The sequence below is a fragment of the Erythrobacter crassostreae genome (assembly GCF_019204045.1).
In the GTDB taxonomy this organism is placed as follows: Bacteria; Pseudomonadota; Alphaproteobacteria; order Sphingomonadales; family Sphingomonadaceae; genus Erythrobacter; species Erythrobacter crassostreae.
Genome location: NZ_JAGSPC010000001.1, coordinates 1942636 through 1961245 on the forward strand (window position 1 = coordinate 1942636; position 18610 = coordinate 1961245).

22 protein-coding genes and 1 tRNA gene are annotated in these 18610 nt (G+C 57.3%); 16 read left to right on the plus strand and 7 right to left on the minus strand.

The features are described 5' to 3' along the window. Window positions 1-105: 105 nt before the first annotated feature. Window positions 106-879, minus strand: coding sequence for an SDR family NAD(P)-dependent oxidoreductase (locus tag KCG46_RS09525; RefSeq protein ID WP_218404994.1), 774 nt, complete (start codon window positions 877-879; stop codon window positions 106-108). A 77-nt stretch (window positions 880-956) separates the two neighbouring features. Between KCG46_RS09525 and KCG46_RS09530 the strand changes: the two genes are divergently transcribed. The 6 genes from KCG46_RS09530 to KCG46_RS09555 all read left to right on the plus strand — a co-directional run bounded on the left by KCG46_RS09530 (window position 957) and on the right by KCG46_RS09555 (window position 6589). Next, a complete protein-coding gene (locus tag KCG46_RS09530) occupies window positions 957-1412 on the plus strand; it encodes a DUF3429 domain-containing protein (RefSeq protein WP_218404995.1) in 456 nt (151 codons plus the stop codon). Between the two features lie 70 nt (window positions 1413-1482). Then, window positions 1483-2424, plus strand: coding sequence for a thymidylate synthase (gene thyA, locus KCG46_RS09535; protein ID WP_255551854.1), 942 nt, complete (start codon window positions 1483-1485; stop codon window positions 2422-2424). Between the two features lie 121 nt (window positions 2425-2545). Further along, window positions 2546-3850, plus strand: a complete 1305-nt coding sequence (locus KCG46_RS09540) for a thiamine pyrophosphate-dependent enzyme (protein ID WP_218404997.1) — start codon at window positions 2546-2548, stop codon at window positions 3848-3850. Then, the gene (locus KCG46_RS09545; protein WP_218404998.1) at window positions 3847-4905 is read left to right on the plus strand and encodes an alpha-ketoacid dehydrogenase subunit beta; all 1059 of its coding nucleotides are present in this window, start codon (window positions 3847-3849) and stop codon (window positions 4903-4905) included. The genes KCG46_RS09540 and KCG46_RS09545 overlap by 4 nt, the downstream gene beginning before the upstream one ends. A gap of 208 nt (window positions 4906-5113) precedes the next feature. Continuing rightward, window positions 5114-6397, plus strand: a complete 1284-nt coding sequence (locus KCG46_RS09550) for a dihydrolipoamide acetyltransferase family protein (RefSeq protein ID WP_218404999.1) — start codon at window positions 5114-5116, stop codon at window positions 6395-6397. Window positions 6398-6512: 115 nt separating this feature from the next. Continuing rightward, window positions 6513-6589 (plus strand) — tRNA-Asp (locus KCG46_RS09555). A gap of 31 nt (window positions 6590-6620) precedes the next feature. On the opposite strand, the gene KCG46_RS09560 is transcribed toward KCG46_RS09555, so the two are convergent. The 5 genes from KCG46_RS09560 to KCG46_RS09580 all read right to left on the minus strand — a co-directional run bounded on the left by KCG46_RS09560 (window position 6621) and on the right by KCG46_RS09580 (window position 9478). Next, window positions 6621-7505, minus strand: coding sequence for a ThuA domain-containing protein (locus KCG46_RS09560; protein ID WP_218405000.1), 885 nt, complete (start codon window positions 7503-7505; stop codon window positions 6621-6623). 50 nt (window positions 7506-7555) lie between these two features. Further along, window positions 7556-7801 (minus strand): DUF2842 domain-containing protein, encoded by a 246-nt coding sequence (locus tag KCG46_RS09565; protein WP_218405403.1) that lies wholly within the window; start codon window positions 7799-7801, stop codon window positions 7556-7558. After that, window positions 7801-8376 carry a 5-formyltetrahydrofolate cyclo-ligase gene (locus KCG46_RS09570; RefSeq protein WP_218405001.1) on the minus strand — a complete coding sequence of 192 codons (576 nt, stop codon included), beginning with the start codon at window positions 8374-8376 and terminating at the stop codon, window positions 7801-7803. Before KCG46_RS09570 ends, KCG46_RS09565 begins: the two co-directional genes overlap by 1 nt. A gap of 389 nt (window positions 8377-8765) precedes the next feature. Then, window positions 8766-9257 carry a cell division protein ZapA gene (locus tag KCG46_RS09575; protein WP_218405002.1) on the minus strand — a complete coding sequence of 164 codons (492 nt, stop codon included), beginning with the start codon at window positions 9255-9257 and terminating at the stop codon, window positions 8766-8768. Continuing rightward, a complete protein-coding gene (locus tag KCG46_RS09580; protein ID WP_218405003.1) occupies window positions 9254-9478 on the minus strand; it encodes a hypothetical protein in 225 nt (74 codons plus the stop codon). Before KCG46_RS09580 ends, KCG46_RS09575 begins: the two co-directional genes overlap by 4 nt. A 275-nt stretch (window positions 9479-9753) precedes the next feature. On the opposite strand from KCG46_RS09580, the gene tkt reads away from it, so the two are divergent. The 10 genes from tkt (at window position 9754) to KCG46_RS09630 (ending at window position 18056) form a co-directional block, all read left to right on the plus strand. Next, complete coding sequence (gene tkt / locus KCG46_RS09585) at window positions 9754-11733, plus strand: transketolase (protein WP_218405004.1); 1980 nt, start codon at window positions 9754-9756, stop codon at window positions 11731-11733. Window positions 11734-11748: 15 nt separating this feature from the next. Next, on the plus strand, window positions 11749-12756 hold the full coding sequence (gene gap, locus KCG46_RS09590) for a type I glyceraldehyde-3-phosphate dehydrogenase (RefSeq protein ID WP_218405005.1): 1008 nt from the start codon (window positions 11749-11751) through the stop codon (window positions 12754-12756). 41 nt (window positions 12757-12797) lie between these two features. Continuing rightward, on the plus strand, window positions 12798-13997 hold the full coding sequence (locus KCG46_RS09595) for a phosphoglycerate kinase (RefSeq protein WP_218405006.1): 1200 nt from the start codon (window positions 12798-12800) through the stop codon (window positions 13995-13997). 2 nt (window positions 13998-13999) lie between these two features. Then, the gene (locus KCG46_RS09600; protein WP_218405007.1) at window positions 14000-14425 is read left to right on the plus strand and encodes a nuclear transport factor 2 family protein; all 426 of its coding nucleotides are present in this window, start codon (window positions 14000-14002) and stop codon (window positions 14423-14425) included. 6 nt (window positions 14426-14431) lie between these two features. Then, window positions 14432-14899: a PaaI family thioesterase gene (locus KCG46_RS09605; protein ID WP_218405008.1), complete on the plus strand. Its 468-nt coding sequence runs from the start codon at window positions 14432-14434 to the stop codon at window positions 14897-14899. A gap of 11 nt (window positions 14900-14910) precedes the next feature. Then, entirely contained in the window at window positions 14911-15558 is a 648-nt protein-coding gene (locus KCG46_RS09610; protein WP_218405009.1) for a 2OG-Fe(II) oxygenase family protein, read from the plus strand. Between the two features lie 94 nt (window positions 15559-15652). Beyond that, window positions 15653-16543: a fructose bisphosphate aldolase gene (locus KCG46_RS09615; protein WP_218405010.1), complete on the plus strand. Its 891-nt coding sequence runs from the start codon at window positions 15653-15655 to the stop codon at window positions 16541-16543. A gap of 65 nt (window positions 16544-16608) precedes the next feature. After that, the gene (locus KCG46_RS09620; RefSeq protein ID WP_218405011.1) at window positions 16609-17028 is read left to right on the plus strand and encodes a hypothetical protein; all 420 of its coding nucleotides are present in this window, start codon (window positions 16609-16611) and stop codon (window positions 17026-17028) included. Window positions 17029-17097: 69 nt separating this feature from the next. Continuing rightward, on the plus strand, window positions 17098-17745 hold the full coding sequence (thiE, locus tag KCG46_RS09625) for a thiamine phosphate synthase (RefSeq protein WP_218405012.1): 648 nt from the start codon (window positions 17098-17100) through the stop codon (window positions 17743-17745). Next, complete coding sequence (locus KCG46_RS09630) at window positions 17742-18056, plus strand: hypothetical protein (protein ID WP_218405013.1); 315 nt, start codon at window positions 17742-17744, stop codon at window positions 18054-18056. The genes thiE and KCG46_RS09630 overlap by 4 nt, the downstream gene beginning before the upstream one ends. Here KCG46_RS09630 and KCG46_RS09635 read toward each other — a convergent pair whose 3' ends face one another. Continuing rightward, window positions 18057-18419 carry an elongation factor P gene (locus tag KCG46_RS09635; protein ID WP_218405014.1) on the minus strand — a complete coding sequence of 121 codons (363 nt, stop codon included), beginning with the start codon at window positions 18417-18419 and terminating at the stop codon, window positions 18057-18059. Between the last annotated feature and the right edge of the window lie 191 nt (window positions 18420-18610).

Here is an 18610-nt window from a genome sequence, read left to right on the forward strand (position 1 = left end):
GCGCTGTGTTGCGCCATCATTTGACCAATCAACGGGTGTGCCAGCTTAAAAGTTCCAGAAAAGTGTTTGGAACCAATCGCTTGATCGTGCGTTCGGCTGTGGTTCTTAGCTTATACTAAGACCGCCATCGACCGGCAGGCTCTGCCCCGTAATATAGTCGCTGTGCGGGGAGGCGAGAAAGACCGCCAATCCTTCCAAACCGGCGTGATCGCCGAAACGGCGCAGCGGGATGCGCCTTTCGATCCATTCGGCAAATCGCGGATCGGCTTTTGCAGTTATCTCGGTTTCGTAAAATCCGAACAGCAATGCGTTGGCCGTGATCTGATGCCGTGCCAGTTCAAACGCAGCGCCGCGCGTTAGAGCCGTCACGGCGGCTTTTGATGCGGCGTAGTCTGTGGAGCGGTTTACGCCCATGATCGCCTGAGCCGATGATGTCACGATCAGCTTTCCGCCTGCATCGCCGTTTTTCGCGCGCTCGATCATATGGCGGGTCACGTGTTTATAGGTGAGGGCAGGGCCGCGTGCATTTACGGCCATAGTGTGATCCCACCCTTCCTCTGTAATGTCGGGAATGGCGGTGCCTGCGCCCGAAATACCGGCATTGGCAAAGCACGCATCGACGCGGCCAAACGCGCCGAGTGTCGCTCCCATCGCATCCTCGATCTGCGCGTCTTGGGAAACGTCGCAGGAAATGGCCTTTACCTCGCCGTTTCCGATGGATTTCAGCTCAAGCAAAGCCTTTGCATTCTTATCCGCATTGCGCGCCCAGATGGCGACATTCGCGCCCGCTTTGACAAGACCCCGCGCCATGCCAAGGCCAAGGCCACCATTGCCGCCGGTGATAACCGCAACGCGGCCTGAAAGATCGAACAGTTCCATATGCGCGGTGGTGGCGGAAACTGCGCCGTCTCGCAAGCGGGCGGGAACCTGAGGCGGGGCTTGGCGATTAGGCTCGCATGGACGGATCAACTTCACTTACACCCGCCGCGCGATGGCTCGGCTATGCTGGATTGCTGCCGCAGATCATCTGCGTTGCATTGGCAGCTGCGGAACACGAATATGCATACACGGCGCTGGCAGGCGGCTTCGCTTATGCTGCTGCGATTTTCAGCTTTCTTGGCGGCGTGTGGTGGGGGCAATCCATCGCGAGCGGAAAAGCAGGTGCTGGAGCCTATGTGATCGCTGTCATGCCCAGTCTGATCGCGGTTGCATTATTCCTGCCGTGGAGTTTTGGTTGGTCATGGCCCGGGCCAGCGCTCATGTATCTCGGCGCGTTTATCCTCGCATCACCGCTGATTGACCGCGCGCTTGGCTTCGCTGCGCCGGACTTTATGCGGCTGCGCATCCACTTGTCCGTAGGGCTGGGCGCGCTCACCATTGCGCTGGGTTTTGTGGCTGAGGCTATCGTCTGACACCGGCATGTGTTGAAAGGGCAATGCGGGCGGGGTGGCAAGCGGTCAAATGGCTCCTATAGCTTTGCCTATGGCAAGCGCAGCGATTCACAGTATTCATCCTGAACAACAATATCTCGATCTGATGCGTCAGATTTGGGAGAGCGGCAGCCAGCGCCAAGACCGCACCGGTATCGGCACGCGATCCATCGCGGGTGCGATGCTGCGGTATGATCTGGCGGGTGGCGCAATGCCGCTGCTCACGACAAAGCGCGTTTACTGGAAGACCGCGACGCGCGAGATGCTGTGGTTCTTAACAGGCGAGACCAACATCCGCCCCCTGGTGCTGCAAGGTGTCAAAATCTGGAATGAATGGCCGCACGCGCAATATGTCAAAGAAAGCGGCGAAGACGTCAGCCTCGAAGAATTCGTGCAGCGCATCGCGGATGATGAGGATTTTGCGTCCCGCTGGGGTGATCTTGGCCCTGTTTATGGCAAGCAGTGGGTCGATTGGCCGACCTACCGGTATCGCAAAGACGGTCTGTATGAGCGCGGGAAGGGCATCAATCAGGTCGCCGATCTGATCGATAGCCTGACGAACAATCCCGGCAGTCGCCGTCATATCCTAGAAGGGTGGAATGTCGCCGAGCTTGACCGGATGGCACTGCCGCCGTGTCATAAGACCTATCAGTTCCATGTCGCGGGCGACCAGCTCAATTGCATGCTGTATCAGCGCAGCTGCGATGTGGCTCTTGGCCTACCGTTCAACCTTTGGTCGGCGGCGCTCTTGCAGCGCATGATCGCACAGCAAGTCGGCCTTGAGCCGGGCGAGCTTGTGTGGATGGGCGGTGACGTGCACCTCTATCTCAATCACGAGCATTTGATCACAGAACAACTGACTCGTAAGCCATCGGGTGCGCCGACTCTTGAAATCACCCGAAAGCCCGAAACAATTTTCGATTACAAAATTGAGGATTTCGTGGTGCATGATTACGCGCCGCAGGCCCCAATCAAGGCACCTGTTGCGGTTTGATCCGCGCCGCTTGACCGCGTCAAAAGCCTGACATACCCGACCTCTCAGACGCACGGGCCAGAGGCACGGCAAACGCCGCTTTCCTGCCGTGCCCACGGACTATATGTGGGAGAGCACAGCTATGGCCAATCAGGCCGATACTACGCCGCAATCCGGAGACAACCGGCCAGCATTGGCGCTGCACGTGCCAGAGCCGCGCTCGCGTCCCGGCGATCCCGTAAACTTTGCCGATGTCGTTGTTGGCAAAGCCGGTGATCAGCCGCGTCCCGATGAAAGTACCAAGCCTGAGGATATGAAGGACCTCGCCTATGATCTCGTCCGCGTGCTGGGCGATGACAACAAGGCGCACGGCCCGTGGGACCCGAAGCTCGATCCCGACACTCTGCGCACAATGCTGGGCCATATGGCGATGGTTCGCGCCTTTGATGAACGCATGTTCCGAGGCCAGCGTCAGGGTAAGACATCGTTTTACATGAAGTGTACTGGCGAAGAAGCGACCAGCGTCGCGGCTTCAATGGCTCTGGCCAGCGACGATATGGTGTTTCCATCATACCGCCAGCAAGGCATCTTGATCGCGCGCGGCTATCCGCTGATCGAGATGATCAACCAGATCTATTCGAACAAGGGCGACAAGCTGCTCGGCCGCCAATTGCCGATCATGTATTCCAGCCGCGAGCACAGCTTTTTCAGCATTTCCGGCAACCTTGCGACGCAAACCCCGCAAGCCGTTGGCTGGGCGATGGCAAGCGCGATCAAAGGCGACAGCAGGATTGCCGCTACTTGGGTGGGCGAAGGCTCGACAGCAGAGGGTGACTTCCACTCCGCCTGCACATTCGCGACCGTTTATAACGCGCCGGTGATCTTGAACGTGATCAACAACCAATGGGCGATCTCCAGCTTTTCCGGGTTTGCGGGCGGTGAACGCACGACCTTTGCCGCGCGCGCTCTGGGATACGGCATTGCCGGTCTGCGCGTGGATGGCAACGATGCGCTGGCGTGTTTCGCTGCGCAGCAATGGGCCGCCAACCGCGCCCGTGCCAATCAGGGTCCAAGCCTGATCGAATATTTCACCTACCGCGCAGAGGGACACTCCACATCGGACGATCCTTCTGGGTACCGCTCTGCACAGGAACGCGAGGAATGGCCGCTGGGTGATCCGGTGATGCGCCTTAAAAACCACCTCATCGAAATCGGTGAGTGGGATGAGGAACGTCAGACCGTGATGGACCTCAAATGCGCCGAGGAAGTCAAAGCGACGACCAAAGAGGCCGAGAAAAACGGCATCCTTGGCCACGGTATGCACCACCCGTTCCACACCATGTTCGAAGACGTGTTTGAAGAGCTGCCTTGGCATCTTAAAGAACAAGCCGAGCAAGCGACGCGGGAACGGATCACGAAATTCGGTTCGGAAAGGCCATACGAATGAGCACCGAAACGAAAACCGAAGCGCCTGTAGAGCAGGCTGAAGACCGACGGATCAACATGATCGAGGCGATCAACGAAGCTCTCGATATCATGCTGGAGCGTGACGATAACGTCGTCGTGATGGGTGAGGATGTTGGCTATTTCGGCGGCGTGTTTCGCTGCACTGCCGGGCTTCAGGAAAAGCACGGCAAAACCCGCGTGTTCGACACGCCGATCAACGAATGCGGCATTATCGGCGCGGCTGTGGGCATGGGCGCATATGGCCTGCGTCCTGTTCCCGAAATCCAGTTTGCCGATTACATCTATCCGGGCCTTGATCAGCTGATTTCTGAAGCGGCGCGTCTGCGTTACCGCTCGGCCACCGAATACATCGCGCCGCTGACGGTGCGCTCACCTTTTGGTGGCGGCATTTTCGGCGGGCAGACGCACTCGCAGTCTCCCGAAAGCCTGTTCACCCATGTGGCGGGTCTGAAAACGGTGATCCCCGCGACGCCATATGATGCGAAGGGCCTTTTGATCTCGTGCATTGAAGACAACGATCCCGTGATCTTCTTTGAGCCGAAACGTATCTATAACGGCCCGTTCACCGGCTTTTACGACAAGCCTGTCGAGCCGTGGAAGAAGCACAAGGATAGCGTCGTGCCAGAGGGGTACTACAAAATCCCGCTAGGCAAAGCGCGCCATGTCACCGAAGGCGAACAGCTGACCATTTTAGCCTATGGCACAATGGTTCACGTGGCCGAGGCCGTGGCAAAGGCGAAGGGTGTGGAGGCCGACATTCTCGACCTGCGCACGCTGGTGCCGCTCGACATCGAAGCCATTGAAGCATCGGTGAAGAAAACGGGCCGCTGCCTGATCGTGCACGAGGCCACCCGCACAAGCGGATTTGGCGCGGAGCTCTCGGCGCTGGTGACGGAGCGGTGCTTCTATCACCTCGAAGCGCCGGTCGAGCGCGTAACCGGCTTTGATACGCCGTATCCGCACAGCCTCGAATGGGCGTATTTCCCGGGGCCGGTGCGTATCGGCGAAGCGATTGACGGGATTTTGAAGGACTAACGGATGGCTCGATCCACTTTCCTACATGCACTGTTTCGTGCGATTGCAAATGCAGTCGCAAACGGCGCGAAAGGCGGAAAAGTTGGAGAAGTGTCACCCGAGCGATTTGGCGACATCGCCAGTAAAAACAATGTTTTGAGGGTGTAGGACACAGATGACATGTTGGGAAATGTGTCACCCGGTGCCTACACAAAGGATAGTTTGAAATATGGCTAAGTTCACATTCAACATGCCCGACGTGGGTGAAGGCGTTGCCGAGGCAGAGATCGTCGAATGGATGGTCAAAGTCGGCGACACCGTGTCCGAAGATCAGCATCTGGTCGATGTGATGACGGACAAGGCAACAATCGACATCGAAAGCCCCGTTGACGGCAAAGTGATCGAGGTTGCCGGCGAGGTTGGTGATGTGATCGCGGTCGGATCAATGTTGCTTGTCGTCGAAGTCGAAGGCGATGTCGCCGGAGCGGTTGAAGACGAAACGTCAGCAGCAGCGCCCGCTCCGGAACCTGAGGCAGCAGCTGCCCCTGCACCAACTCCTGCACCCGCTCCAGAGCCGGCCCCTGCGCCCGCTCCCGAGCCTGCACCCGCACCAGCTCCCGTGGCAGAAGCCGTATCAGCGGCGAAAGTCCTCGCGACCCCGGCGGTGCGCAAACGCGCCCGCGATCTCGGCATTGATCTTGCTCAGGTAAAACCCGCCGAAGATGGCCGTGTGCGCCACGGCGATCTGGATCAGTTCCTGTCATACAATTCGGGCGGCGGTTTCTCTGCTGCTGGCGCGACGCGCGAAGACGAGGCGATCAAGGTTATCGGTCTGCGCAAACGCATCGCCCAGAATATGAGCGCAGCAAAGCGCAACATCCCGCATTTCACTTATGTCGAGGAATGCGACGTTACCGAGCTGGAGCGGATGCGTACGCAGCTCAATGCGGATCGCGGTGACAAGCCAAAGCTGACCATGCTGCCGCTGCTGATTTCGGCATTCTGCAAACTGATCCCGGACTATCCGATGATCAACGCGCGCTACGATGACGAAGCGAATGTCGTTACTCGTCACGGCTCTGTCCACATGGGCATGGCGACCCAGACCAATACCGGTCTGATGGTACCAGTGATCAAAGACGCGCAGAGCCGCAATCTGTGGCAGCTTGCGCGTGAAATTGGCCGCTTGGCGAACGCAGCGCGCGATGGATCGGCGAAGTCGGATGAGCTTTCCGGATCGACAATCACGGTGACATCGCTTGGCCCGCTTGGCGGCGTTGCGACCACTCCGGTGATTAACCGTCCAGAGGTCGCGATTATCGGCCCGAACCGCATTATCGAACGTCCGATGTTTGTAACCGGCGCCGATGGCGTGGAGCGAATCGAGAAGCGCAAGCTGATGAATATCTCGATCAGCTGCGATCACCGCGTCGTAGATGGATTTGATGCGGCGAGCTTTATTCAGGACGTGAAAAAGCTGATCGAAACGCCTGTTTCGCTGCTTGCAGATTGAATGGAGAAATAAAAGAGCAATTGATGGCTCAACAGCCGTTGACAGCTTTCATCGCGGGGCTTAGAGGCCCTGCTTCCCAAGCGGTGCAAACCACAGTTTGAACGGTCAAGTTTAAGCGGGTGTAGCTCAGTTGGTTAGAGCGCCGGCCTGTCACGCCGGAGGTCGCGAGTTCAAGTCTCGTCACTCGCGCCACTTGGGAATTCTGAAATCGGTAAATGGCTTATCAGCAGGCGTCTTCGGGCGAGCTTGTTTTGCGCAATGCCCAATCGACAGCGTTGCTTAACAGCTTGCGGTTTTCAGGTACGTCATATGCTGTGAAGCTGTGGCCGATAGCGGAATAGAAAAAGCGCCCTTGTCCGGAGCAGCGCAGCCACGCAATTGGATGGCCTTTCGGACCGCCGCCCATTCGAAGGTCGGCAACATCGCCATAGACATCGTTTCGCGGCGAGTAAGTCGTCTCATCGATGCCCAGCAACACTCTGGCATCGCCGAGCTTTCCTACATCGTCGAAACTGTACCATTCCTCTTCCTGTTCCCATTCAGCAGGCAATCCCGCCATGACAGGATGCTGGGCAGAAAGGTTGACCACGCGGGCGGTTTGAAACTGCGGGTCCGCGGGATGGCCAATGAATTCGGGGCCAATCAGTTTACTGTCATACCAAGGCCAGCCCTCATGAGACGCGTCACCGGACCCGTGAATTGCGATAAAACCGCCGCCAGCCTCGACCCATGATTGGAGTGCGTTTTCCTGGCTATCAGACAGCGCATCACCGGTCACATTGTTGAAAACGACGAGAGAAAATCGGGCAAGTTGCTCTTCGTTGAAAACCGCTCCGTTCACAGTCGTGAACAATCCCATCGAACGGTCAGTCGCTATTTTGGCAAAGAACCGGTCACCGCCCGCGATCCCTTCGTTATGGCGAAAATCGCGGGTTTTGGAGAAAACCAGGATGGCAGGCTGGGCCATGTACTCAAAGATCGTTGGGGCAGTTTGATCGTGCGCAGGCTGAGCGACTGGAGCGATGGGTTCCATCGGAACGGAAGGCGCGCATCCAGAGAGAGCGACAGCAGCAGAGAGCACGGCGGCGAAAGGTGTTGTTCGTGTCATCTCGCTCAGCATAAGAGCAAGCGCTTGCCTGCCAAGCCTTTAGTGATCGATCACTTATCCGATTTAGACTCCACCACAGGCGCGCTCCAGCTGCCAGTCTCCATCCAGATCAACAGCGGTCTGAGTGGCAGGAGCCAGATCAGGCCGAGAAAAAGATAGACGACCGTTTGGGCCGCCCCGTGCCAGCTTCCGATCAAATCAGGAGCATAGCGGGCGATCAGAACGCCATAGACCATCAGGAATACAAACAGACCGATAATGCCGACCGGAATGCGCCAAGTGGGTGTTTCTCTCATCATTCCAGTCCGTAAATGCGGGTCGGGGTGACAACCGCGTCCAGCGGAATGTCATGCGGCTCGGTCGGCAAAGCTTCGCAAAGCTGCGCGTCCCATGCGAGGCCAATGGTTATCCGCCCGGGATGTTCCGCTAGCCAGCGATCATAATGCCCACCGCCTTGGCCCAAACGCTCTCTATCAGCCGTAAATCCGATAAGAGGAACGAACAGCACATCGGGTACCATCTTGGCCGCATCGGCACCGGGCTGCCGAATATCAAATGGTCCGGGCTCGAGATCTGTTTCGCCAAACGGATCGCTGTGCTCACGAAACATCATCGCAGCCTTTGGAGAGCTGAAATGAGGAAGCGCAACGGTGTGACCCGCTTCGTGAAAGAACTTCGCATAACCACCCGCAGGCGCTTCCTGATCGTTGGCGGAGTAGATCCCAATCGTTGCGTCCGATCTGATCTTTGCAAGCAGCGGAGCAGGGGGACGATGGAATAGCAGAGCGCGGATTGCGTCACTTTGCGCGGCGACATGCTCACGGCGCACTTTGCGAAGTGATTTGCGAAGGACTGATTTGGAAAGGGTCATCACGGCTCAGATAAGCCCCGACCTGAAAGGTCGCAAGGGCGTCCGCCCGTCCGCAGCAAAGCGAGGAAATCGCACATTTGATAAGGTGCGCAACCAAACAAAGCCTCGGCCCAAGGGGCCGCAAGGGCGACCGCCCGCCCGCAGCGAAGCGAGGAAAGCAAAGTGAGCGGATGCGAACGTCGGCGCTTGAGGCCAACAAAAAGGTGTAGCGGGACCACCATGGGTCGTTGCCAGAGAAATCCTCTGACGCGAAAACGTCAGGTGGGTGCCGTATGCCCAAGCCCCCAGGACGAACCCGTAAACTCAGGCAGGGACAGCTCCCGATGGATTGCTTATAGCCTCAGGGATGTTCAATCGGCTCGTGCCGGGCAGCCCCGCCATGAACAGACTTAGGACGACTGGGCCGTTCCTTCAAGCGCGGTCGCTGTCTCTTCTGCACGCAGAGCGAGTGCTTCAAGCTTTTCGATGATGTCATCACCCATGGCTGGTGCGCCAAACATATCGTGCTGATGGCTCGCCGCTTCGCGCATTTCCGAAAGCTGCTCTTTCAATTCGGCGATTTCTTCTCGGGCGCGCGCTTCGGCTTTGGTGAGCGTGTCGATCTCGGTTTTTAGCTCGGCTTTCTTTCCACCCGACTTCGCTTTTTCATGCTCGACCGTCTCAGAAGATTTCTTCGCGACCTTGCGTGCCTCGGCGAGCTCGTCAGCAAGGAACAATGCCGCAAATAGCATGTTCTGGGTTTCTTGCGGAGCGCGTGCACCGCCCAACTGTTCGTATTTCTCGTTTATCATCGCGCCCAGTTTGGCGATGTGATCTTCTTCGCCATCGGCACAATTGACGGGATAGGTGCGCGACCCAATGGTGAGTTTGACCTGACTCATGCTTCCAGATCCTCAATCAGAACATCAAGTTCCCGCATGGTATCAGCGACTTCCTCGCGCAATTTCTCATGGGCGTTGACGAGCGCCATTACCTTTGCCGAGCCACCGCTATCAGAAGATGAGCTTTCAGGAGGTGTAGGCGCGTTGGCGCGCGCTTTCGCAATCCGCTCCATCGCGGCTTCGATACGTTCCATTGCGGAGACAATTCTGGCCTCGGTCATGATGTTGTAAATATCAAGAATGCCGAGCCTGCGCAAAGCCTTGGGCTGCCCTGTTGATAAGTGATCTGGAATGATGGTGGGAGGACGCTTCGTTCAATCGAATGGGGAGCAACGCGTTACAGCAAGCGAGCACCGCTTGACCTCACCATGGTGCTCGGCAATGGCGTTCGAACGGATCGAATCGAGCGCGGTACGTCACTGGCCAGTGCTCGCAAGGTTTGCGCGGCGATATCAATCAATCCATGCCGCGCGCCAGCAGGAGGCAACAGACTCGCATGACGACTGATACTTCGCGCTTGCAGAATATGGCCAACGCCATTCGCGCGCTTTCGATGGACGCTGTGCAAGCGGCCAATTCAGGTCACCCCGGAATGCCGATGGGCATGGCCGATGTCGCGACCGTTCTGTTCCAGAACCATATCAAGTTCGATCCTTCGCGCCCTGACTGGGCCGACCGCGATCGTTTCGTATTATCGGCAGGCCATGGCTCAATGCTGATTTACAGCATGCTTCATTTAAGTGGGTATGCCCGTCCAACAATGGACGACATCCGCAATTTCCGTTCACTCGGTAGCCCGTGCGCCGGTCACCCCGAAAATTTCCTGCTCGAGGGCGTCGAATGCACCACCGGCCCGCTGGGTCAAGGTATTGCGATGGCTGTCGGTATGGCGATGGCAGAGCGCAACCTCAACGCGACATTCGGCGATGATATCGTGGATCACCGGACATGGGTGATCGCAGGCGACGGTTGCTTGATGGAAGGCGTCAATCACGAGGCCATCGGTCTCGCGGGACATCTTCACCTAGGCCGTCTCAATGTCCTTTGGGATGACAACAACATCACGATTGATGGTCCGGCAGATTTGTCGACGAGCGAAGATGTGAAGGCTCGCTATGAAGCGACTGGCTGGCATGTGGTTAGCTGTGACGGTCATGATTTTGACGATATCGAGCGTGCAATCAACGAAGCGAAAGCCGATAGCCGCCCATCGTTGATCGCTTGTAAGACGGTGATCGGTAAGGGCGCGCCCACCAAACAGGGCACAAGCGCGACCCACGGCGCACCTCTTGGTGCAGAAGAAATCACTGGTGCGCGCGAAGCGCTGGGTTGGAACGCTGCTCCGTTTGAAGTTCCGTCAGATATCCTCGCAGATTGGCGCGCGACTGGCGACGCTGGCAGCGACCTTCACGGCGCGTGGGCAGCACGGCTTGCCGGGTCTGCTCATAGGGGTGAATTTGAGCGCCGCATGGCTGGCAACCTGCCCGAAACCAATGTGATCGAAGACCATATCGCGGGATTGATTGCCGATCCCCAGGGCGTTGCAAGCCGCAAAGCGAGCGAAATGGCGCTTGATGTGATCAACCCTGCAATGCCGGAAACAATTGGCGGCAGCGCGGATCTGACAGGTTCGAACAACACCAAAGCTGGCGGCATCGAAGGCTTCACAGCCGACAATTACGGCGGCCGGTATGTCTATTACGGCATCCGCGAATTCGGAATGTCGGCTGCGATGAATGGCATGGCGCTGCATGGCGGCGTGATCCCGTATGGCGGTACGTTCCTCGTCTTTACCGATTATGCACGTGGGGCAATCCGTCTTTCCGCATTGCAAAAAGCCCGCGCGATTTATGTCATGACGCATGACAGCATCGGGCTTGGCGAAGATGGCCCGACGCACCAACCGGTTGAGCACCTCGCTTCGCTGCGGGCTATGCCGAACCTGTTGGTGATGCGTCCGGCGGATGCAGTCGAAACCGCTGAATGCTGGCAAGTTGCTTTGCAGCAAGCGGATCGTCCGGCGATCCTTGCTCTTTCGCGTCAAGGACTACCGCAAGTGCGATTGAGCGATGCCGGCGAGAACCTTTCGGCCAAAGGCGCATACCGCTTGAAAGCTGCGGGCGCTGACCGGAAGGTTGTGATCCTCGCTACAGGCGCGGAAATCGGTGTCGCGATGGAAAGTGCAAAGGCGCTTGAAGAAGCGGGCATTGGCACCGACGTTGTTTCTATGGTCTGCACGGAATTATTTGATGAGCAAGATGACGCTTACCGCGCCGATTTGCTCCCGTCGGATGCTGTGATCGTATCAATCGAGGCAGCGAGCACATTCGGTTGGCAGCGCTACACCGGTACAAATGGTCTAAACATCGGCATCGACAGTTTTGGCGCATCGGCACCGGCAAAGGACCTGTTCGCCCATTTTGGTTTCACTGCGGATGCAATCGTCCCGCAAATTCACAACAAATTGAACGACTAAGCAGGAGCTTCTTTCATGGCTACCAAAGTTGCAATTAATGGTTTTGGCCGCATTGGCCGTCTTGTTGCCCGCGCTATTCTGGAGCGCAGCGATCACGATCTCGAACTCGTTTCGATCAACGATCTTGCTGACACCAAATCGAACGCTCTGTTGTTCAAATACGATTCCACCCATGGCCGTTTCCCCGGCGAAGTGGACGTGAAGGACGGCGCGATTGTTGTTGGCGGCAAATCCATTGCTGTCACGTCAGAGCGTGATCCGGGCAATTTGCCGCACGGCGCACAGGGCGTGGACATTGTGCTTGAATGCACCGGCTTTTTTCAAAGCGACGAAGCGTGCCGCCCGCATCTTACCGCAGGCGCAAAACGGGTTCTAATCTCGGCTCCAGCCAAGAATGTCAGCGCCACAATCGTTTATGGCGTGAACCACGATGTGCTGACCGGCGAAGACGTGATCGTCTCCAACGCCAGTTGCACAACGAACTGCCTCTCGCCGATTGCCAAAGTGCTCAACGATACCGTCGGTATCGAGCGCGGCTTTATGACGACGATCCACTCTTACACCAACGACCAACGTATGCTGGATCAGATGCACGGTGATATGCGCCGTGCTCGCGGCGGCGCGCAGAATATGATCCCGACCACGACCGGCGCTGCGCGTGCTGTAGGCTTGGTTCTCCCTGAGCTTGCTGGCAAGTTGGATGGTTCGTCCGTCCGAGTGCCTACGCCAAATGTGTCGCTCGTTGATCTGGTGTTCCAACCGGGCCGCGACACTTCTGCTGAAGAACTCAACGCGGCGCTCAAAGCGGCATCGGATGGCGCCATGAAGGGTGTGCTCGATTACACTGACGAGCCACTGGTTTCGTCCGACTTCAACCATCATCCGGCCAGCTCGACCGTGGACAGCCTCGAAACAAGCGTAATGGAAGGCAAACTTGCTCGCGTCGTTTCGTGGTATGACAACGAATGGGGCTTTTCCAACCGCATGATCGACACCGCCGGTGTGATGGCGAAATTCCTGTAAACTGAACGCTTCGAAAGGGCGCGACCCTTAAAGGACAACACATGGCCGCATTCAAAACACTCGATGATTTGGGTGACGTGACCGGCAAGGTCGCGCTCGTTCGGGTTGATCTCAACCTGCCGATGAAAGACGGTTCCGCGACCGATGTTACGCGTGTCGAGGCGATCAAGTCGACTGTGCTCGAACTGGCCGAAAAGGGCGCGAAAGTGCTTATGCTGGCGCATTTTGGGCGTCCAGGTGGGAAACGTTCATCGGTGCTATCAACCAGCATGGTTGTTGGCGATGTCGAGGGTGTCCTCGGCAAAGAGCTGATGTTCATTCCCGAAGTCGCCGGACCGGTTGTGGAACAGTCCATCGGCATCCTGCGTAATGGAGATATCGGTTTGCTCGACAACACCCGTTTCTGGGCAGGCGAGACCGAAAACGATCCGAACTTTGCGCAAAGCATTGCGGCGCATGGTGATTTCTTCGTGAATGACGCATTCAGCGCCGCACACCGCGCTCACGCAACAACAGAAGGTATCACGCACCACTTGCCGTCCTACGCGGGCCGCGCCATGGAGCGCGAGCTTAAGGCGCTGGAGGCCGCACTCGGCACTCCCGAACAGCCGGTTGCCGCAGTTGTGGGCGGTGCCAAGGTTTCGACCAAGCTGGCGGTTCTCGAAAACCTGGTTGGCAAGGTGCAGCACCTCATTATCGGCGGGGGCATGGCCAACACCTTTCTCGCCGCGCGCGGTGTGAATGTTGGTAAGTCACTTTGCGAGCATGATCTTACGGATACCGCATCCAAGATCATGGATGAGGCCGACCATGCAGGTTGCACCGTACACCTGCCCTATGATGTCGTCGTATCGAAAGAATTCGCCGCGAATCCTGATAGCTTGCGCACCTGCAACGTTCACGAAGTCACAGAAGACGAGATGATTCTCGACATTGGCCCGCTCGCAACGGAAGCGCTTGCTGATGTCCTTAAGACTTGTCGAACTCTGGTGTGGAACGGGCCGCTCGGCGCATTCGAGACTGAGCCGTTTGATGCAGCGACCGTCGCACTGGCGCGCCATGCGGCTGCGCTCACGCAAGAAGGTTCACTGATCAGCGTAGCCGGCGGAGGCGACACCGTCGCCGCGCTGGCACAAGCAGGTGTGACCCAAGACGTCACCTACATTTCAACCGCAGGCGGCGCCTTCCTTGAATGGATGGAAGGTAAGGAGCTGCCCGGCGTCGCCGCTTTGAGCAAATAGGAATGGCCGAAATCGAAGCCCTGATCGAAGCGCAGGAATTGCGCTTTATGCAAAGCTGGATGCACCGCGACGCGACCGCGATCCGCGACATCGCTGCTCGTGATTTCATGATGATGGTTGGCAGCAGCCCTCCTGAACTTCTTGATCGCCCAAGCTTCCTTGCTGCGACTGCGGATGGCTTTCGCTGCATTGGGTTTCGGCTTGGCCAATCCTTTGTTAGGCGCCATGGCAGATGCGCGTGGTATGTTGCCGGAGCAAGGCTTGAGCTTGAGCTTGGCCGGATTGAATGGAGCGGCGATTTCATGCTGACCGGGCTGTGGCGCAAATCGCGTTTTCAGGGCTGGAAACTGGCCGAGCACAGCATCGCGCCATCTGCGAAAGATGGCCGTTTCAGTGAAACCGTTCGCAGTATGCAATTGTGGACGTAATTTGAAATGAGCGAACCAACCACCGAGTATGGCTATTACAACGCCGTGGAATGCACCGAAGGCGAGTTTGCGGGCTGGTACCACTGGAACCATGATCCTTACGAAACCCGTAGCGGCCCGTTCTTTATGCGCCGCGAGGATGACGGCGCATATCTGAGCGCTTTCCGCGCCGAGCAGCAGCATATGAATGGCGCGGGATCCATGCATGGCGGCTGCCTGATGACCTTTGCCGATTTTGCCTTGTTTGCGATTGCGACGGATGAGCTTGCCGGGGCGGATGCCGTGACAATGAACCTGTCGAGCGACTTCCTTGGCGGTATCCCAAAGGGGGCATTGGTCGAAGCGCGCGGTGAGGTTACTCGCGGCGGCGGTAAGACGGTGTTTGTTCGCGGTCTTATCACGGGTGACGGGAAACCCGCGCTCAGCTTCACAGGCATTATCCGCAAATTCAGCCCCCGTAAGACCTCGGGGTAAGACCTGACATTATGGCCCAGACCCACTCCTTGTTCTCCACGCCGTTTGTTGTCGATCAGCTACAGAGCGAGGCGGGAATTGCGGCGCTGCGTCAGGTAATCGAAGCCGAACAGGCGCGCGATGCGGCCGGGGTTTCGATCTCGAACCTAGGCGGTTGGCACTCGAACACACAGATGATCGATTGGGGCGGAGAGGCGGCGAAAGCGCTTGCATTCAAAGCCATGCAATTGGCTGACGCTTACACTCAGGATGACAAAAGCCCGCAAGAAAGCCGGTTTGGCTGGGTACCGGAAATGTGGGCCAATGTTTCAAGCAAAGGTAACGCCAACCAATACCATACGCATCCGGGCAGCTATTGGTCATTGGTTGCCTATGTCGATGACGGGTATGATGGGGATGATGATCCTAGCCTTGGCGGACATCTTCAGTTGCTCGACCCACGCATGCCGATGGTTCGGATGACTGCCCCCGATCTACGCGTCAAAGAAGCTAATGGAGTTCCGCAGGTCAGCGAGATGTCCATTCGACCGAAGACCGGAATGATCGTGATGTTTCCCAGCTGGCTGCAACACGCGGTCCGGCCATTTCAAGGGCAGGGGACGCGGATCAGCATTGCGATCAACCTCACTCCCGGCTTGAAAGCGCAAGGCTCCACTTGAAAACCAGTGTTAACGGCGTTGCCCCACGGCGCGCCTCTGGCTAAGGCGCCAGCGAACCCTTGATGCATAGGTATGCACCCTGAAAGGACGATTGATGAACACCGAAGAGATGACCGCCAAGATTGCCAATGGACAAGGCTTTATCGCCGCACTGGACCAGTCGGGCGGCTCGACGCCAAAGGCGCTGCGCGGTTACGGTGTTGAAGATGGTGAATGGAGCGGTGACGATGAAATGTTCGCTCAAATCCATGCGATGCGCAGCCGTGTGATCACATCACCATGCTTTGGCAGCGGCAAAGTCATCGGCGCGATCTTGTTTGAAAGAACCATGGATGGCAGCGTTGAAGGTAAGACGACCGCGGATGCTCTGAAAGCGCGCGGCATCGTGCCTTTCATCAAGGTCGATCAGGGGCTCGCCGACGAAGAAAACGGCGCGCAGATGATGAAGCCACTCGATAAGCTCCCAGCTCTGCTCGAGAAATCAGTTGGCCACGGTATGTTCGGCACCAAAATGCGCTCTGTGATCAAATCGGCCAATCCTGTTGGTATCGCCGCTGTCGTTGAGCAGCAGTTTGCCGTCGGAAATCAGATCGCTGATGCGGGTCTGATGCCGATGCTTGAGCCGGAATATGATATCACCGCCGGTGACCGCGAAGCGGGCGAAGACATTTTGCTGGCCGAGATCATGAAGGGCCTTGATGCACTTTCGGAAGGCCGCAAGGTCATGCTCAAGCTCTCGATCCCGGTAAAGGCTGGGCACTATGCGCCAGCGATCAATCATCCGAATGTGCTGCGCGTCGTTGCTCTTTCGGGCGGTTTTTCGACCGATGATGCGTGCGAGCGCCTGGCGAAGAACCCGGGCATGATCGCGAGCTTCAGCCGAGGCCTGTTGCAGGATCTACGCAAAGGTCAGTCGGATGATGAGTTCGATGGCACGCTGGGCAGCGCGATCGAGAAAATCGCCGGAGCCAGCTGCGCTGGATAATTGATACGATGTGCGGACCGCGACACTTTGACTATTATCAGGGTGTGGCTCCTATGATGTGGGTGATGTTTGCACTATCGCTGCTCGAATTGGTTGCGGTGCACTTTTTCGTTGCGATCAAATGGCCCTATATCGGTTGGCCATTGACGATCCTATCGGCGATCGGCGCGCTCTGGATACTGGTCTGGATACGATCTTTCCGGTCGAGGCCGCATAGCCTGTCTGGCAACCAACTGACGCTTAATTTCGGCAACCTCAAATCTGTGCAACTCGATCTTGCGAACATCGCCCGGATCAAACGCGGTTGGGAACAAGGCGCGCTTGAAAAGAAAGACCATATCAATCTGGCTGGAATTGCGTTTCCCAATCGCTGCATCGAATTGCTGGAACCGTTGGAGAAGGGACGCAGCCGCGTGTTTGTGCGGGTTGATGATCCCGGCGCGTTTGATGATGCCTTGGGCGATAGCGGCGTTGTGTTTGAATGAACAGTTTGCGCACGGCGCGGCAAAAGCTGCGCTTGGCCTTGGCACGAAGCATCGCTAAGCGCGTAGGCGATGATTGAAACACAGCTTTACCTTGTATCCCCTCAAGAGGTCGGCGGAGACTTTCCCGCACGGCTCGAACGCGCGCTTGTCGCCGGGAAAGGGATCGTCACCGCGTTCCAGTTCCGTGTCAAAGGAGCCGAGGATCAACACCAATTGGCAGCCCTGGCTGAGCCTTTGCAAACGATCTGCGCGGCCCATGATGTTGCCTTTATCGTCAATGACAGCGTCCCGCTTGCAAGGCGTCTCAAAGCGGACGGCGTGCATCTGGGGCAGGGCGATGGCGACCCCAAAGAAGCGCGGGAAGAGTTGGGCCGCGACGCACAGATTGGCGTGACCTGCCACGCATCCAAACATCTCGCGATGGATGCGGGCGAGGCTGGCGCAGACTATATTGCCTTTGGTGCTTTTTTTGAAAGCACGACCAAAGATAAAGGGGATGCTGAGCGTCCGACGGTTGAGACAATCGAATGGTGGGCGACGCTGTTCGAGATTCCCTGTGTTGTGATCGGGGGCATCACTCCAGACAATTGTGCGCCATTGATCAAGGCGGGCGCAGATTTCCTCGCTGTTTCTGGCGCTGTTTGGAATGGTGACGAGGTTGCAATCGTTGAGGCATTTGTACAAGTGATCAACGAGACTGAGAGGCCCAAGCCATGAAATTCTTCGATCGTATCCTCACCATTGTGATCACCGCAACGCTGACATCAGCGGCTTGGATTATTTTCGGTGGGACGGTCTTCGAAATGGCGAGCGACCGTCAAGATGAAGCTGCGCCACCGGTTGATACGCCGGAGCCGGTCGTTCCAACGCCGGCTGTAACAGCCGCGCCTTCTGCGCCGTCAATTGCGGCTCCTGATGTCACAGAAACGCCAACGGTTGCTCCTACGACAGCACCGACACCGCCCGCCGTGCCGGAGCCATCGCCATCACCCGAAGCATCTGAAGCGCCGGAACCAACCGAAGCGTAACTAGGATTGACCACCTAGGCGCGTGCAGATCAGCTTCCCGCGCTTTAGCTGGTTGGTGCCCACACGCGAAAAACGCTCACCCTTTTTGGGGCCGCGCGTGAAGGTCAAAGACTTACCTCGGAGCAGGTAAATGCCTTTGCCCGCAGTGTTCGTATAGCTGGAAGCCGAGCCGAGGCGGAATTCTTCTTCTTTTACTACGTCAAATGCTTTGCCGCCGACATCGCCCGGCAGCGCGCATTGGTACGTGCCGTGCGGCATCGTCGTAAGCTTGCCGCCGACAGGTTTGTCCTGCGCCATCATGGGCGCGGCAGCCGCGACACCAGCCGCAAACGCAGTGAGAAGAAATATGTATCGTGTTTTCATAGCGGTGTACTCTTAGTGCGCACCGGAGTAACATTATGTGGCGTCACTATCCATGCTGTTAACCATCGTAAGGTGAATTGCGGCTGACATTTTACGACAAGTTACCTTCCGCCTCCGGTGTGCTTGCCGAGAACTCCTACCTCCGCTATTGGCGCGCATCACAGTTATCTTGAGCGCGCCGCCCTTGCCGC